This window comes from Pseudoalteromonas sp. GCY, assembly GCF_016695175.1.
Taxonomy (GTDB): domain Bacteria; phylum Pseudomonadota; class Gammaproteobacteria; order Enterobacterales; family Alteromonadaceae; genus Pseudoalteromonas.
Genome location: NZ_CP068022.1, coordinates 322,595 through 340,846, shown reverse-complemented (window position 1 = coordinate 340,846; position 18,252 = coordinate 322,595). Strand labels below are relative to the sequence as shown.

Below are 18,252 nucleotides of genomic sequence, written 5' to 3'. Positions count from 1 at the left end.
ATGGAGTGTAATTCCTTCTGTTCGAAAAAGTTGGCATACTTTAGTTATAAGAATAAAAAGGAAAAATGAATGAAACGCCGAACGTTTATGTTTGCTGGTGCAGCACTCACGGTTGCATCAGTCTTACCTCCTGTTAGCTTTGCTAGACAAAGCTTCACTGCTTCTGGAATATCAAAAGATACAACGGAAAGGCTTCCTGAAAACCTATTAAATGAACTCGGTATTCAAGTACCTATCAGGGATGTTCTGAGCCCCTCAGGGGAACGAGTTTCTTTCCAAAAAAGGGCAAATATAATTAGGCGTTACGGAGATTATCTCTATGTTTATTTCGAACATGAAAGAGTGATCAGGGTTTTTGATACCCAGGGTAAGCCTGCTTCCAATGAATTGCCTTTACCTAAATACATTAGTGATCTTAAAGATTTTGCTGTAGACCCGACACTACAACAGCTTTATTTATTGCAACCTGGAAAGCATCACATAGTGTTAGCTGATTTTAGCGGTGAAATAGTAAGCACTTTTGGTGAGTTCGGGATTGAGCAAGACTATCAACTTAATGGTCCCAAGAGCATCACCATAGGTAAGTCTAATCAGTTATTTGTTTTGAATTCTGGTAGTTCTAGTATCAAAGTTTTTGAAAGCAACGGAGTATTTTTAAAAAACTATACACTGAGTCAAAAGCAAAAACGCACAGTTACAAGTATTGATGGCTCTAATCAGATTATTATCAATGGTGGGAAGTTTTCAGATCGCCAATGGAAATTAGATCAAAATATTCGCAATTTTATCGAGGTGGACTAAGCTGAGCAAGGGCTTGATCGGAATTTACTTTTTGCCACTTAAGCAGTTTGGAGCTTGAGTTACGTTAGGTTAGTTATCTGTGAACTTAAGGATGGTTATGCCATATAGTAAGGAACGGTTAGCTTATTTTAAGCTTCCAATTTTTCTTGAACATCAACAAGTACTCGACGAGCTAGGGACACTGAATGAGCTAGCCTGGACTGACCATGTAAATAAAGCAAATTACGACGGCGGCTGGGACGTAGTTGCGTTGCGTTGTTTGTCAGAGCATTTATCTGCTCACCCGATCTTACAAAACTTTGCGATTGAGTCAGGCACTCACTGGCAAAACTTACCTATATTAGAAGAAAAGCCGCTACTTAAATCATTTGTTGATAATTTCCCTTGTGAAGTTCTCTCCGTAAGAATAATGCGATTGAAAGCCGGTGCTTTTATAAAACCTCACAGAGATGGCGGCCTTTGTATCGAAAATGGTGAAGCAAGACTTCATATACCTTTGGTCATTGACACTGGTCTTGAGTTTGTTGTTGATGGTATGCAAGTACCAATGAAAGAGGGAGAGGTGTGGTACATAAATGCGGACAAAATACACAGTGTAGCTAACCGAGGAAACCTTGATAGAGTCAATATCGTTATTGATTGTAAAGTAAATGATTGGTTAATAGATTGCCAGTCAGACTCAATGGACGTTCCTTGTGAAAATTATACAAGTTAAAAAAATGCAGTGTGTTTCGTTAGTAAGTGATTTAAAAATAATAGGTTGAAGGATCTGTAATGACGTCTGGCAGCATGTACCAAGTAAAAAAATTGCTAGAGCACTCTCAAGCTTTGCTCCTAAATGATATTGATGCTGGGTTAAATAGACCTCACGCAGTATCTATGTCTGAGGCTCTAGCTGAACTAACAGGCGTATCCACTGACTTCGATATGAATGATTGGTCTGATATAAACACCGACAAAGGGGTCGCGATTTCACCTGTTCAGGCAGCTAAATGTTTACTAGAAACGCTACGTAGTCAGATATTTATGCAGGGCGTTGCGAGCGCGATACGAGAAAAAATCAATCAGCAAGATAATATAAATATCCTCTATGCAGGGACCGGGCCATATGGTGTATTACTATTACCTTTTCTCGCGCTCCACAAAACGAGTCCAGTCTCAGCAACACTTTTAGATATTCATCCAGAAAATACGCAAGCAATACATGAGCTGGTAACTAAACTTGATATCGCTCATATGGTGGAACGTATAGTGCACGCAGACGCAACAACTTGGCTACCTGAAGAACCAATAGAGTTTGATCTCATCATTTCCGAGACCATGAATACCTTATTACGCAGAGAGCCTCAAGTATGGATTTTTAGTCACCTTCAACAGTTTTTAAAGTCGGATGGAGAGCTCATACCTCAAGAAATTGAACTTACTGCTTGGCTATGCAATCCAAGTTCTCTGATGAAAAGTGAGCAAAGAGTCAACCCAGTTGAGCTTGGTTCGTTTTTCCGTCTCGATAAAAACACAGCAAGCGCACTCAATGAGAATAACCTAGATGTGTTATCTGGTTCGTTTGAGGTACCGGATTGCGGGAAAGTTTATCATACATTGGAATTGAAAACGGAAATCAAAGTCTATAGGGAGCATAGACTCACCGAAAACCAATGCAGCTTGAATTTACCAATCAAGTATCAAGATAAAAATCTAAAGGCCGGTGATCGGATTACTTTTGAGTATATTAACGATCCAATACCTGAGTTCATCTTTAGCTTCCCTGATGAAAGTTTACCAAATCTTCCCGCTTATCATGAGGTGGGTGAGTCTGGAATTTTCCAAATTAAACGTATCTTCGTTAAATGCCAATTAAATAAAGTAAATAAGCTTGATATTGATAACCATGAATGTGAGTGGTCTTTGGATACACAAATATGGGGTGAACTTGAGTTAAGTTTAGAATTGGTTTTAGAAGCCTTGTATCGCTTTAGGTTGTTTGAGGAATTTGAGTTTTGGCTGCTTGATAAAATTGGTAATCGACTTGATGATAAATTAGTTGGTGCTATTAATCGAAAAGTAGTCGGTTTTTATAGTTAAAATATAAAGGTAAGAGTGATGAAGTTTACGCCTCCAGATGGTTTATATGTTAGACCGTCAAAACCAGAAGATAAAGGCTTTCTGGAAAGCTTACACCATAGCACTCGGCAAGATTTGCAATTAATTGATGGAGATAAGGATTTTATTGAATCAATTATTGAAATGCAGTTTAAAGCGCAAAGTAATGGCTATGGAGATCAATTTCCAAATGCTATGTATTTCATTATTGAAAAACACCATGAGCGAATAGGCAAGGCGACAATTGACTTTGGTAATAATGAAGTGAGATTAATAGAAATTGCTTTAATACCTCAAGCTCGTGGATTAGGACTCGGTGCAGCAGTTGTTCAATCGTTCCAGCAAGCTGCTGCTCAATCCGGCGTGCCGATGACTCTGTCAGTATTGCAAAATAATTACGATGCAAAGCGTTTATATCAAAAGCTAGGCTTTAAAATTGAATCAATTAAGGCTCCTTATGAGTTACTAATTTGGTATCCGCCAGCGTTGAGGAATATAGTTTTAGGTTAATTTAAAAAGAGGGGTAATGAACGAAAGGTAATAAAGCGCCTCGCTTGATCATTGGTATTAATAACTGTTTTTTAGTTAACAAGAGCGAGTCTAACTTAATGAGCAAAGGAGCAAGTGTTGTGAAACTAACTAGTAGTTTATTTGAAGACTTAATCGGTCAGGATGTTGAAGTTTTTACGGCCGATGGCAAGCATAAGCTAAACGAGTTGCAAGTTGATGCTATTGATGAGTGCAAGCTAAACAGTAATGAATTTGAAGGATTTTCTGTAACGTTAACTGCCAAATCAAATTTTCCGCTTACTGATGATACGTATACATTAAAGCATCAAAAGCTGGGTGAAATGCCACTGTTTTTATCTGCATACGAAAAAGACAAGTATCAAATAATTATCAGCATAAAAAAAGAAGCATAAAGGAGTTTAATAATGTCAGAACCCTATATTGGACAGGTTACCCTCTATGGCTACAATTGGGCACCTAAAAATTGGTCTTTATGTAACGGTCAGCTAATTCAAATTAGCCAAAATCCAGCGCTTTATTCTCTCACCGGCACCGCGTATGGTGGTGATGGTAGAACAACCTTTGGTTTACCAGACTTTCGTGGCAGAGTGCCGGTGGGGCTTGGTGACTTAGGAAACGCTAGTTACGATAGAGGCAATGCTGGTGGCGCTGAAAACGTAACGTTAACCTTAGCAAATATTGCACACACCCACACCATGCAAGCAAGTACGAAAACGGCTAACTTTACGCTTGCTAACGTTCCGGGACCAAACCAAATGGCGACGCAGACGGCAGAGCCTATATATGCCGCAGCATCGAATTTGGTAAATACCTCAGACTCCACGGTATCAAGCATTGGTAGCGGTCAGAGCCACAATAATATGCAGCCCAGCTTATCCCTTAACTTTGCCATTGCACTCACTGGCATTTATCCGAGCCGAAACTAAGGAGGTCGTAAATGGAAGGGTTTATTGGACAGATAACGATGTTTGCCGGCAATTACTCGCCATTTAAATGGGCGTTTTGCTACGGGCAGATCACTGCAATTACAGGGAATGAAGCATTATTCTCTTTGCTTGGGAATACTTACGGTGGAGATGGTAGAAGTAGTTTTGGGTTTCCTGATATGCGAGGTCGATTACCTATGGGGTTCGGCAGTGGTCCCGGATTAACGCCAACACAGATAGGAACAATGAAAGGGGTAGAAACGGTCACCTTAGATATCAGTCAAATACCATCGCATAGCCATAATTTTCAGGTAAGTAACAACACCGCTACGGGTACAAGCCCTGGTGGGCAAGTGTTGGGTAAAGCTGATATGTACTGTGAACCAGCAACGGCCCAGTATAATGATGGTCCTTCAGCTATGTATGACGGCATCATTGCCTCCAAGGGAAGCAATCATGCTCATGAAAACAAAATGCCTAGCCTTGGGGTTAATTTTATCATATGCCTAAATGGCATATATCCACCTAGAAATTAAGGAGAAGAATAATGGCTGATTGTTTTTTAGGTGAAGTTCGAATGTTTGTTTGCAATTTTACACCTGAGTGGTGGACCAGTTGTGAAGGACAACTACTACCTATATCGCAAAATTCAGCACTTTTTGCGGTAATAGGCTGTAACTTTGGTGGTGATTGTCGCACCACCATGGGGGTGCCAAATTTACAATGTAGAGTTCCGATGGGGACGGGGACAGGTCCAGGCCTGACACCGAATATGTTAACCGAAAAGCAAGGCGAAAATGAAGTTGTGCTATATGAGTCGAACTTACCTGCTCATACCCATACTTTTTATGGTACGACTTCATTAGCCGGAACGGTTGATACGGCGCAGGGGAATCTACTCGCTCAGTCTACAGGCTTTACTGCTTATGACAACGAACCTAATGCGCAAGATCAGATAGAGATGGATTATGCTGCGCTTGGTACTAATGGCATGGCAAATGCTGGGCATGAAAACCGCCAACCATTTTTGGCGATTCAGTTTGCATTGGCACTAGATGGTACATTTCCACCAAGGAACTAGCTTCGTAAGGCGCAAAGTATTGGTAAGAGATTGGCTTGTTGTTGGTGCTGGTCCTTACTAGTACTTATATTTTACGGCTGTAATTGAGTGTTATTATAGCTTTTAAGTTAGTAACTTACTGTGGTGTTTGTAAGAGTGGTAACCAATGTGTAAAAAAGAGGTTTGTCAGCTTTTTTATCTAACAAGATTAAAGCTGGTGCTGTGCTTTATATTTGTTGTTTTATCTATTGGTACGACGAATGCACAGGGAATTGAGTTTGTTAATTTTGGCAATAAGATAAAGCTTGAACAGAGCAGCGCTGAACCTAAGAGTGTGTATAAGTTTGCTAATTCAGAACAATTGGTAGAGCTGAATAACAGAATAATCATAAAAATAAAGGCTGGGATAGGCGGTGACGTTGCAAACGCTTTAAAACAAAAAATAGATGTTGGTCAGCTAGCCACCTTTGGGCCATTTGCAGAGCACGAGTTTATGGTGGTATCGCTAAAAGACGCGTCCGCAAAGCGCTTAACTGGTGCACTAGCGATTGCCAGTGGTTTGGAGGGGGTAATATATGCCCAACCAGATATTTTACAAATAAAAAGTAAGCTCGAAGTTGAAAACAATAACGCTGCGCAATGGTTAACAAAAACCTTGTCGAAATCAGGTTCTATGAAAAGCTTACCTTTTCGTTTATTTCAGTTAGAGAAATGGCAAAAACAACTACAACAATCGACTCAAGGTGAAGGAGTAAAAATAGTTGTTATCGATGATGGCTTTGATTTAAAACATGAGGCCTTAAGTAAAACTAAGGTATTACTCACCTACGATATTGAAAGAAGAGTCAAGGACGTACAGCCGCAAAGCGGTTTTGATATCCATGGTACTAAGGTAGTCGGAGTGATTTTTGCCAGAGCAAATGACGCTTTGCCAGCTGAAATGGCGGGCCTTGCAATCGACGCCGAGCTTATTGCAATTAGACAAACAAAAAGCTGGACAAGCCATACATTGGAGTCATTACATATCGCGCAACTGGCGCAAGCCGACATTGTTAACATGAGTTGGCAAACGCAGTTGCTACTAGAACCAATAAAAGATGCCATTGATGGCTTAGCACAAACCGGCCGAGGCGGTAAAGGTGCGCTGGTAGTTATAGCCGCCGGAAACAGCGGAAACATGATTAAAGCAAATAGCACAGAGGCGAGTATTGCGTCTGCGGTGGTGGTGGGCGCAATGAATAGTGGCGGTATGCCGGCAAGCTTCAGTAACTTTGGTAAATCGGTAAGTGCTTGGATGCCAGGTTACAGCGCCAAGGTAATCGCGAAAAATAATGCATACAGTGGTTTTGGTGGTACTTCTTACGCAGCGGCATATTGCACAGGCATGATTGCACTGCTGTTGGCCGCTGAACCTGAATTACCGGCAAGTAAAGTCAAGCAAAAGCTGGCTCAAGTGTCTGGTTTAATGTTGGACAACCAGAGTAAGTAAAGTAATTAAACGGCTGTGTTAGCTACTTATAACACAACAAGTTGGATAAAGGTCGTTCCTACCTTGGAAGTGAGCTTCTGGGTATAAAATGTGGATAAAACTATGGATACAGAATATAACAGCGCAATGGTATTTACGTACAGTAAACTACAAACCCATATTAAGGCCGCATTGCTATGCAGTGCTGCTATTCAGTTGCCTGTGGCAGTGGCTTCATCAACGCTAGCAAATACAGAGACATTAAAGGACGTAGTGACTCATACAACGGTCAATCAGCAAGCGCTTGACTATGTACAGTCAAAGCTGACTTCCAAACCTGTTACGGTCACGCGCGATCCAAGTTGGGGGCGGCTGGAATTTCTGTCGCAATGTACAGGCTCTGATCCTCTGTGTAGTAGTTTTACTAACGAGTTTGACTGTTTGTATAACCTTCCGTTTGGAACATGTACTTGGGGGGCTCCGCCTAGTAATAATCCTCCATCCTTCAACAGCAGCGCATCTACTAACTTTGCAGAAAATGACACGGGCACAGTGCTTGATGTTAATGCTAACAATGGTGATGGCGGTAGCAATGACTCAGGGATCACTTACTCTTTATCTGGTACAGATGCTTCGCAGTTCAATATTAACTCAAGCTCTGGTGTCATCACGTTTAAGACTGCACCGGATTATGAATCGCCGGGAGACAACGGCGGCGACAATATTTACAATATTACGGTTACTGCCAATGACGGTGGAAGTAGCAACAACACGGCTACACAAAATATTACCATTACGGTTACAGATATCGATGAGGTTGCACCTACGTTCGATGGCGGAAACTCAACACCGAATGACAATGCGACAGGGGTCTCGGGAAGTAGTAATATTACTATTGACTTTAACGAAAATATAGCCCTTGGAACTGGTAACATTACTATTCGTGACGTCAGTGGTAGTAGTGATTTTGAAGTGTTTGATGTCGCGACAGAAAGCGACGGTACGACGACTAGCCCAAGTGCAGGTCGTATTGGTATTACAAATGATAAAATTTATATAAACCCTACGAATGACCTAACAGGTAATCGCGACTACGCCATTCGTATTGATGCAACTGCTGTTGATGACTCTGCGGGAAACAGTTTTGCGGGGATCAGTGACGATACTACCTTTAATTTCTCGACGGTTAACACCGCTCCTGCAGTTGATTTAGATTCAACGAGTGGTAGCGATAATAGTAGTGCTTCATTTTCTGAAGGCGGTAGTGCGGTAAATATCGCCGCGAATGCTGCTGTGACGGAAGCTGATGGCGACACAATTACCACCATAACAGTAAGTCTTACCAACGATCAAGACGGTGCATCTGAAGGCCTGAATGTTAGTGCATCCGCTCAAGATGCATTGACGGGAATTTCGGGTTCTTCTGATATTTCGCTACAAGATACAATTTCTATCACAGGCGCAACAGCAACCGCCTCTGAAGTACAAACCTTCTTACAGGCAATCACTTACAACAACACCTCCAGTAGTCCCAATGAAACCGCAAGAACCGTAACTGTTGTGATCAACGACGGTACTGTTAATAGTACTTCTCGCACAGCGACTATTTCCGTAAGTAATGTCACTGCAGCAAGCACTACCGCAGCCAGTTTTAATACAACAAACGGCACACACTTATCTCCAGCAATCACCTTTACTGGTGACGATGAAACACTGACTATTGCTGATACTAGCCATATTGCTGGTTCAGCTGCGGATGGGGGCGCGGGGACGGATACCTTGTTTGTAGTCACTGGCTCTAATTTAGCTAACTTTACGTCCTTAACTAATTTCGAAACATTAACCCCTGATAATAATGCTTCTTTAACGCTGACCGAAGCGCAGCATGATGCATTTACGACGATTAATGGTTCAGGTACAAACCAATTTACAATATCTAGTGCGGATGGAGATCAAACCCTAACCGGTGATAGCGATATTGAAACCTATGTGTTAGGCGCAGCAATGAACTTTACCATGGGGGGCGCGACTCAAAATGTGACGGGTAGCAGTGGGGATGACACGGTTAATGTAACCGGGTTTACGGCCACAGGTGTGCTTGCGGCCGGTGCAGGCACTGATACTCTGCAAGCGAATACTGGCGCGAACATCAGTGGTGCGACGCTCAGTGGTTTTGAATCACTGACCTTAAGTGATAACGCCTCAGTAACTATGACCGAAGTTCAGCATGACAGCTTCACAACGATTACAGCGGCAGGTACTGAGAGTATCACTATCAGTGCTTCAAGCGATGGCTTAACTGGTAACAGCGCTGTTGAAAATTATATACTTTCAGCGGCTAATACCTTTATGCTTGGCGCTGCTGGGCAAAGTGTAACAGGCAGCAGTGGTGACGACACCATAAATGTTGGTACATTCACAGCTACTGGTACTCTAGCAGGAGGCAGTGGTACTGATACGCTTTCAATTAGTGATGGCGGAAGTATCGCAGGGGCCACGGTAAGCGGTTTTGAAAACCTTTCTGTAGCAACTGATGGATCTGCCACGATATCAGTATCTCAGTTGTCGTCGTTTACAGGCACGGTTTCCGGCGATGGTACTAATTCTCTAACTGTTTCAGGTGATGGCGATATTACAACGGTTTCAGCGCTTGAAAATTATACTTTATCTGATGATTTAACAAATTCAAGAACCGTGACCGTGAGCAGTGCAGGTCATTCTGTTACTGGTACTTCAACTTCAGACGCAATTACCTTTGATTTAGGCTCGCTCACTTATACCGGAACAATCACAGGCGAAAATACGACCGCAGATACTTTATCTTTAAGTTCTGGTGCTGATATAACAGGTGCAACTATTAATGCGGTCAGTAATTTAACTTTGGCCTCTGGCGCTTCAGTTTCCATGGCTGCAACTCAACATGAAAGCTTTACCGGTACAATTACAGCCGCGGGATCTGAAACCATCACTATCAGTGGCGATGGTAATATCACTACCTTGACCGGCGTTGAAAATTACAATGTTGGTGATGATAGTAGTAACACCAGAACAATTACAGTTTTAAGCGGTACTACTTCTGTTACTGCCAGTTCTACAACAGATGCTATTTCATTTGCTATCGGCGGTAGTGCCTATACGGGCACGTTAATTGGCGACTCAACGGTTGCCGACAATGTGCAGGTAACGGATGGCGCTGATATTAGTGGTGGTGTATTTACCAACATTGGTACACTTAATATTGGTAGTGGTGCAACTGTCGCGATTGATGCTGCAAACCTAAATGATTTTGCGACCGCAATTTCAGGTGCTGCGGGCAGTGAGACATTAAAACTCATGGATGGTGGAACATTTGACTTCTCAACTACCTCGGTTTCTGCCATTGATGGTATTTCAATTGGCACAAATAACGCAGCAACGATCACACTTACAGATAACTTTAATGGCGACGGTCAAACCGTGTCGGTTGCAAATGCTAGCGGTAGTGCAATTACTGCTGATTTAGTTATAGACGCGTCCGCATTTTCGGGTGATGTGCTTGACATTACGGCAACTGATTTGGATGGCTCTGATACGATCACAGGTGGTAGTGGCGCAGACACCATACGTCCTGGCAGCGGTACAGATACCATGACAGGTAACGATGGTAACGATAATTTTGTCGGAGAGCAAAGTGACTTAAACGGTGACACAATAGCCGATCTTAGCATCGGAGATAAGATAACAATTACAGGCGTAACAGGATTATCAACCAGCAATATTCGCTTTAACGGCACTAGTACGCTGGAGGTGGACACCAACGCTACTACCTTTGCCAACCCAGAAATAAGTATTTCGCTCACGAATGCCGCAGGAAACGATCTTGCGTTTACGGTCGCTGACTCTGGCAGTGATACAGTGATCACCTTTGAAGCTGCGAATGATGAGCCTATCTTTAGTAATTTAAATGGTGGTAATACCTATACTGAAAATGGAACTTCGATTGCGATAGACAGCGATGTAACCATTGCAGATACTGAACTTGATGCACTTAATAGCGGAAATGGTAACTACGATGGTGCTTCACTAACTATCTCGCGTTCAGGTGGCGCTAACAGCAAAGATATCTTTAGTAACACAGGATTGCTTGGTACGCTAACTCAGGGGGGGACGCTAAGTTATAATAGTGCAGAAGTCGGTACAGTAACGACTAACTCTGCTGGCACACTCGTACTCACTTTCAACAGCAGTGCCACTTCAGCTCTCGTTGATAATGTGTTGCAATCAATTGGCTACAGCAACAGCTCTGAGGAGCCAAGCTCGTCTGTAACACTCAACTATACTTTTAATGATGGCACGGCAGACAGTGTTGGTACCAATCAGGCCACAGTCACTATTACTCCAGTCAATGATGCCCCTACCGATATTGCATTGACAGCGACAAGCATAAATCAATCAAGTACCGGAATTGCTGCGGAAGTGGCGACAGCCAGCACCACAGATGTGGAAAGTGGTGACAGTCATACCTATAGTCTGGTGAATTCAGGTGCTAGTGATAACGGTACTTGCAGCGCAAATACGGGTAACGGCAGTTTCCAATTTTCAGGCGATAAGTTACAAACACAAGCATCAACATCTCCGGGTGACTATGTTGTTTGTATTCAAACGAGTGATGGAACAGCAAGTTATCAAGAATCATTTACTATAACGGTAAACGATGATGTTGCGCCAAATGCGCCATCAACACCAGACTTAGCTGCTGCTTCAGATACCGGTCCTTCAAGCACAGATAACGTCACCAATGACACCACACCAACCTTCAGTGGTACTGCTGAGAGCGGGGCGACGGTTAAATTATATAGTAATCAGGTGGGCGGAGGCACAACGGTCATTGGTACTGGCATAGCAACGGGTGGTAGTTGGCAAATTACAACGGATCCGTTGACCGCAGGGCTATCACATTCGATTTTTGCGACCGCCACGGATGCGAGCACGAACGTAAGTAGTAGCTCTAGTTCTTTAAGCGTAACGATCGACAACACGGCTCCTTCAGCTCCAAGTGTTCCAGACTTAGCTTCTGCGAGTGACTCAGGCTCTTCAAATACTGATAATACCACCAATGACACCACACCTACATTTACTGGAACAGGTACTACTGGAGATACAATCACTCTCATATCTAGCGTGGATGGCAGTGTTGGCAGTGCGACGGTAAGCGGAGGTACATGGAGTATTACAAGCTCTGCGATGTCTGAAGGCGTACACTCAGTTTCTGCTCGTGCTACGGATACTGCAGGTAATACAGCAGATAGCTCCAGCTTATCAGTAACCGTTGATTCTATAGCGCCAACAGGAGTCACGGCTGCAATAGATCAAAGCTTGATAAATGCGGGGAACGAAACGGCATTAAGTTTTGCTTTATCTGGGTTAGAAGGCTCAGGCAGCTTTACATATCAAATTTCTGATGGAACAAGCTCTGTGAGTAGCTCGGGCAGCATTGCGATAACGGGTTCAACTCAGCAAGTCAGTTCTATCAATGTGGCCAATCTTGCAGAAGGAACGCTAACATTATCTGTTATTGTGACAGATATTGCTGGAAATCAAAGCTCAACGTTCACTGACACCGTCACTAAAAAGTATAACGTTGCGCCGGTGCTTTCTGGTACACCGGCAACGAGCGTCAATGAAGACAGTGAATATGACTTCACGCCGACCTTGACTGACTCTGACACTGGCGATACTCATACCTTTAGCATTACGAATAAACCAAGTTGGGCAACATTTGATACGCAAACGGGTAAACTTTCAGGTACGCCAGATGACTCTCATGTTGGCACGACATCTAATATTGAAATCTCGGTGAGTGATGGTACAGATAGCGATACACTCACAGCATTTAATATTGAAGTTGTTAATACCAATGATGCACCAACTGGGCAAAGTACTAGTTTCACTATAGATGAAGGCGCGACACTAACGCGGGACTTTAATAATGGTCTACTGTCGCTTGCGAGTGACGATGATCTTGATTCCAACGACAGTCTAACGATAGTGAAAGACACAGATCCGCAATACGGTACGTTAACCCTCAACACTGATGGTAGTTTTAGCTATGTTCATGGGGGGAGTGAAAATCATACCGATAGCTTCACCTATCATGTTGAAGACAGTGCTAATGCCAGCTCGCCGGTGTACACCGTAACAATCAATATGAACGCGATTGAAGACGCACCAACGGCTGTGAATGATACGCTGACTACGCTTGAAGATGCCTCAAACTCAGTGAATGTGCTGGCTAATGATAGTGACCCTGAAAACAACATGGTTGCCTCATCGGTTACTATCAAAACTCAACCGACTAAGGGACAGTTAAGCGTTACTAATGGGGTAGTGACCTTTACACCAACCGCGAATGAAAATGGTTCGGATTCATTTACTTACACGGTTAAAGATTCGACTCAGGCTGAATCAAATGAGGCAACGGTTAGTATTACTATAACGCCGGTAAATGACTTACCAGTCGCAGCTAACTTTACACCGAATATCGATGAAGACACGCCAACATCAGCATTGGCGGTTAGAGCTAATGCAACGGATGTCGAAGATACCAACCCAACAGGGATTATTGCGCTTGAGTCGCAGCCAAGCAAAGGCCAAGCGGCAATAGATCTTAATAATGGCACTATTACCTATACCCCAAATGCCAATGAGACGGGGAGTGATAGCTTTACTTACTCGATCCTTGACAGTGAAGGTGGGAAGTCAAATATTGCCACGATTTCCGTCAATATTGGTGCTGTAAATGACCGCCCTGTAGCGGGGAATGACACGGTAACGACAAACGAAGATACTGCAACAACATTGGCAATTCTTGCAAATGACTCTGATGTTGAAGATCAAGGTTTTGATGGTTCGGATGTTGCGCTTGAAGATAAAGGTGATGGTGCAGGCAACTACGACCTTGCTACTGTTACGGTTGGTTCTGATGGTGTGCTCGCGATCACACCAAAACAAGATCAAAATGGTACATTGACCTTCACTTATACCATCGAAGATAGTGAAGGGCTGCGTTCTGATCCTGCAACAGTTACAGTTAATATCACTGCAGTTAATGATGCGCCAGTTGCTGTTAACAACACGGCTCAACTACTTGAGGATGGCAACATAGAAATCAACGTATTGGGTAATGACACGGACGTAGATAGTCAGCTCAATGCCGCAAGTGTTGCAATTGTTAGTCAGCCTCAAGGCGGTTCACTGCAAATACTAACGACAGGTAATATTGTTTATACGCCGAATGCTAATTTCTTCGGAAATGACAGCTTTACCTATACGGTACAAGATGCCGAAGGTTTAGTGTCGAATGCAGCGACAGTCAATATTACAGTGACATCAGTAAATGATGCGCCGGTTATTTCAGGAACGCCTTCAACTTCTGTCAATGAAGATGTTGCATACAACTTTACTCCTTCGGCATCGGATACCGACGGTGATAGCTTAACATTCAGTGTGGCGAACCTGCCAGTATGGGCAAGTTTCAACGATTTGACAGGGGCTATTACAGGTACACCTACTGAAGGACAAGACGGTACTTATAGCGGCATCGTAATTACGGTGTCGGATGGCCAAGCTGAAGCATCCTTGCCCGCGTTTAGCATAGTGGTGAATGCTGTGAATGACGCACCAATTATCTCGGGTACACCATCAACAAGTGTCAAACAGGACGAAGCATACAGCTTTACGCCAACAGCATCCGATGTGGATTCTCAAGCATTGACGTTCTCTGTGACCAACCTACCAGCTTGGGCAAGCTTCGATACTTCCTCAGGTAATTTAGCAGGTACGCCGACTAGAGATGATGTGGGCACTTACAGTAATATCATCGTGAGTGTCAGTGATGGTGCATTACAAGCAAGTTTACCGGCATTTGAAATTGACGTTGAGCCGGTTAACGCCGCGCCGGTAGCAAACAACATGCAAAGAACGGTGCTTGAAGATGGTACTACGAGCTTCTCGGCAGAGGTTAGTGATGCCGACGGTGATGCATTAACAATGGAGTTAGTGTCGCAGCCACAAAATGGTGTAGTTCAAATTCAAGGTACTGTGTTTAGCTATACACCATTACCGAACTTTAATGGCTCTGATGTATTTACTTACACAGTGTCAGACGGTGAGTTTAAGTCAAATACGGCTTCAGTCGCGATGACAGTAACTTCCGTAAATGATGCACCTATTGCCGTTGATGACAGTTTCACCTTCGATGCTGTGGCTTCCAATCAGTATGTGCTTCCTGTGTTAAGCAATGATAGTGATCCTGATGGCGGAACGCTCAGAATTATCGGCGCTAAAGCCTCAATTGGTTCTGCGTTCATAGCCAATAACACCTTGACTTACCAAGCTGTGCAAAACTCACAAGTACCAATAGTCGTTACTTATTTGATTGAAGATGATAGTAAAGCGAGGGCAAAGGCAAATGCTAGTATCACGATTAATGGTACGGGCACGGGCAATGCGCCATCAATTACTGCACCGAGTGACTTAACCGTGAACGCAACAGGCTTATTCACCAAAGTGAATCTTGGTACTGCGGTCGCATCAGATAGCTCAGGGAGTCCACTACCGGTATCTCTAGTCAGAGGAATTCCTATCTTTGCGCCTGGTAAACATATTGTTTATTGGCAGACAACTGATAATCAAGGACAACAAGCCACTGCGAGCCAGAATCTTAACGTCAACCCTCTGGTGTCACTGCAAAAAGATAGTAGAGTTGCAGAAGATCGCAGTCACTCGATTAAGGTGTATCTAAATGGCCCTGCACCAAGTTACCCAGTAACCGTACCTTATACCGTTTCGGGTTCAGCGGATAGCAGTGATCATGACTTACAGTCGGGTGAAGTAGTAATAAACTCGGGCACGAGTGCTAGCATCAGCTTTAATATATTTGCTGATGGTATAAGCGAAGATAACGAAACCATTGTGATCTCCCTGAGTGACTCAGTAAACAGAGGGGCTAAATCTACTTCAACAGTCACAATTGTTGAGCAGAATGTGGCACCAAGTTTATCGGCAGTTGTGCAGCAAAATGGTGAAGAGCGTAGCTTAATTACTGCCTCTAATGAAGTGGTTACCATAGAAGCCGTGGTTGCGGATCCTAACCCGAATGATCTTGTGAGTGTGAGCTGGCAGCCGGATGCGGCGTTAGTCAATACATCGAATGATCCATTTATCTTTGAGTTTAACCCTGCCAATGTCCCTGCGGGTATTTATAAAGTAAGGGTTACGGCTGAAGATAATGCGACGCCAAGTCTGTCAACATCTCGCAATGTCTTTGTAGAAATTGTTGACTCTTTAGCACCGTTGACCGGAGAGGATAGTGACGGTGATTTAATTCCGGATGATCAAGAAGGCTATGCCGATGAGGATGAAGATGGTATTCCTGATTTCATGGATGCGATCACTGATTGTAATGTGGTGCAAGAACAAGCGTTAGAATCTAGCCAGTTCTTGGTTGAAGGTGACCCAGGTGTATGTTTACGTAAAGGCGCTACTGTGCCACAAAATAATACGGGTGGTCTACAGCTGTTGGAATCAGAGCTGCCTTCAGATCCAAATGCCAATAATGCAGGTGGTTTGTTCGACTTTATTGCGACGGGGTTACCACAACCCGGTGATGTATACAGTATCGTGTTACCACAACGCAAACCTATTCCACTTAATGCGGTTTATCGCAAATTAATTGGCGGTGAGTGGCAAGACTTTGTGGTTGGAGAAGGTAATGAGTTGCTTTCGACTCAAGGTGAGCCAGGTTTCTGTCCGCCTCCAGGAAGCAACGAATGGAGCGCAGGCCTTAGCGATGGTGATTGGTGTGTGCAACTACGTATTGTTGATGGGGGTCCAAATGATGATGATGGTATTGCCAATGGCAGTATTGTCGACCCAGGTGGAATTGCAGTACCAATCTCAAATAACGCACAACCTGTCGCTAATGCTGATAGTGTGACAATTGTCTCTGGTCAAACAATTATAATTGATGTGCTCGAAAACGATACGGACAGTGACAATGATACACTTTCCATAACGGGTGCGAGTGTCGATTTCGGTGTTGTTAGTATCGAAAATAATCAATTGAACTATATGCCACCAGCTGCATTTATAGGTAATGCGACTATTCAATATAGTGTGACTGATGGACAGGGGGGGGCGAGTAATAGTACTGCGACTGTTTCTATTATCGCCAATCAACCACCGCAAGTTGCGAATGACACCGCAACCTCAAATGGTGCGCAAATTATTATCGATGTACTTGCAAATGATAGCGACCCTGAAGGCGGAGTGTTAAGCATTGTTTCTGCAACTGCAAGCCAAGGTACAGTGGCCATTAATATTGATGGTACGCTGAGTTACACACCAAAAGTTGGGTTTGAAGGTGTTGATACAATTAACTATGTTGTTAAAGATGAATTTGGCGCTATGGCTGAGGGCCAGGTAAGCGTCACGGTATCAGTTAAACAAGTTACATCCATAACTAATAAGTCCTCAGGGACTATTGGAGGCATGTTGTTACTATTAATCAGCGCGCTGGTACTGCGCCGTAAAAAATCACTTTTACCAGCTTTTGCATTGGTGAGTACGAGTTGTTTATTAAGCACACAAGCACAGGCGAGCAATTGGCAGTTGGAAGCAACACTCGGACAATCTACAGCAGATAGTGAGATTAACGCTTCAGACTTAAACATCGTCAATTTAGATGAAGACAGCAGTAGTTGGTCAATAGGGGCGTTTTATGAATTAGTCCCTAATTGGCAAGTAGGACTTCGCTATATTGACCTTGGTCAAGGAAGCGTGGAGTTTACCGGCTTGAGTGCGGATCCTGAGCAAAGCCAAATGGCTTTGGCGCGAGTTGCCCCGGTTTTGCCTGAAGGTCCTGCATTACAATTCAATTACTCAACATCATTTGCAGATAAATTTGTTGGTAAAATGTTCTTGGGTGCGTTTAATTGGGATTACAAGATCAATAGCGTTCGGGATGGTCGATTTTCCAGTCGTTACGAAGACAGCGGTACTAGTGGTTACATAGGCGGTGGTGTTCATTATCAACTCAGTGAAGCTCTGACTTTAGGAGTCGATTTTAGCCACTACTTTATTTCTGCAAATGATGTAAACGACTTAGCACTGAATTTGAGCTATCGTTTTTAAGTTTAACTGCAGTTTTAGCATTGCAAAGGCCTCAACTACATGCTGAGGCCTTTTTATATTGGACGCCACCCGGTGCCAGTGTGTTTCATGATGGAGACATTTTGATATGAGGTAAGCTTCTTCAATAACTTCTTGGAAATCTTCATCTGCTTTGAATCGGAAAGTACATATGAAGGATGGGATAAATATAAAGA

At 43.3% G+C, this 18,252-nt stretch carries 10 protein-coding genes; all 10 read left to right on the top strand.

Annotation, left to right across the window (positions count from 1 at the left end; all coding sequences use genetic code 11):
- The first annotated feature begins 69 nt into the window (after positions 1-69).
- The 10 genes from JJQ94_RS01405 (at position 70) to JJQ94_RS01360 (ending at position 18,058) form a co-directional block, all read left to right on the top strand.
- Positions 70-801 carry a hypothetical protein gene (locus tag JJQ94_RS01405; protein ID WP_099028540.1) on the top strand — a complete coding sequence of 244 codons (732 nt, stop codon included), beginning with the start codon at positions 70-72 and terminating at the stop codon, positions 799-801.
- Between the two features lie 97 nt (positions 802-898).
- Entirely contained in the window at positions 899-1,516 is a 618-nt protein-coding gene (locus JJQ94_RS01400) for an aspartyl/asparaginyl beta-hydroxylase domain-containing protein (protein ID WP_099028541.1), read from the top strand.
- A gap of 59 nt (positions 1,517-1,575) precedes the next feature.
- Positions 1,576-2,883 carry a hypothetical protein gene (locus tag JJQ94_RS01395; protein ID WP_099028542.1) on the top strand — a complete coding sequence of 436 codons (1,308 nt, stop codon included), beginning with the start codon at positions 1,576-1,578 and terminating at the stop codon, positions 2,881-2,883.
- 18 nt (positions 2,884-2,901) lie between these two features.
- A complete protein-coding gene (locus JJQ94_RS01390; RefSeq protein ID WP_039494928.1) occupies positions 2,902-3,411 on the top strand; it encodes a GNAT family N-acetyltransferase in 510 nt (169 codons plus the stop codon).
- A 119-nt stretch (positions 3,412-3,530) separates the two neighbouring features.
- On the top strand, positions 3,531-3,824 hold the full coding sequence (locus tag JJQ94_RS01385) for a DUF6916 family protein (RefSeq protein ID WP_223192109.1): 294 nt from the start codon (positions 3,531-3,533) through the stop codon (positions 3,822-3,824).
- A gap of 12 nt (positions 3,825-3,836) precedes the next feature.
- Entirely contained in the window at positions 3,837-4,358 is a 522-nt protein-coding gene (locus JJQ94_RS01380; RefSeq protein ID WP_099028543.1) for a phage tail protein, read from the top strand.
- Between the two features lie 11 nt (positions 4,359-4,369).
- Positions 4,370-4,894 (top strand): phage tail protein, encoded by a 525-nt coding sequence (locus JJQ94_RS01375; RefSeq protein ID WP_099028544.1) that lies wholly within the window; start codon positions 4,370-4,372, stop codon positions 4,892-4,894.
- An 11-nt stretch (positions 4,895-4,905) separates the two neighbouring features.
- Positions 4,906-5,439, top strand: coding sequence for a phage tail protein (locus JJQ94_RS01370; RefSeq protein WP_099028545.1), 534 nt, complete (start codon positions 4,906-4,908; stop codon positions 5,437-5,439).
- A 145-nt stretch (positions 5,440-5,584) separates the two neighbouring features.
- Positions 5,585-6,907 (top strand): S8 family peptidase, encoded by a 1,323-nt coding sequence (locus JJQ94_RS01365; RefSeq protein ID WP_099028546.1) that lies wholly within the window; start codon positions 5,585-5,587, stop codon positions 6,905-6,907.
- 102 nt (positions 6,908-7,009) lie between these two features.
- The gene (locus JJQ94_RS01360) at positions 7,010-18,058 is read left to right on the top strand and encodes a tandem-95 repeat protein (protein ID WP_099028547.1); all 11,049 of its coding nucleotides are present in this window, start codon (positions 7,010-7,012) and stop codon (positions 18,056-18,058) included.
- Positions 18,059-18,252 lie beyond the last annotated feature (194 nt).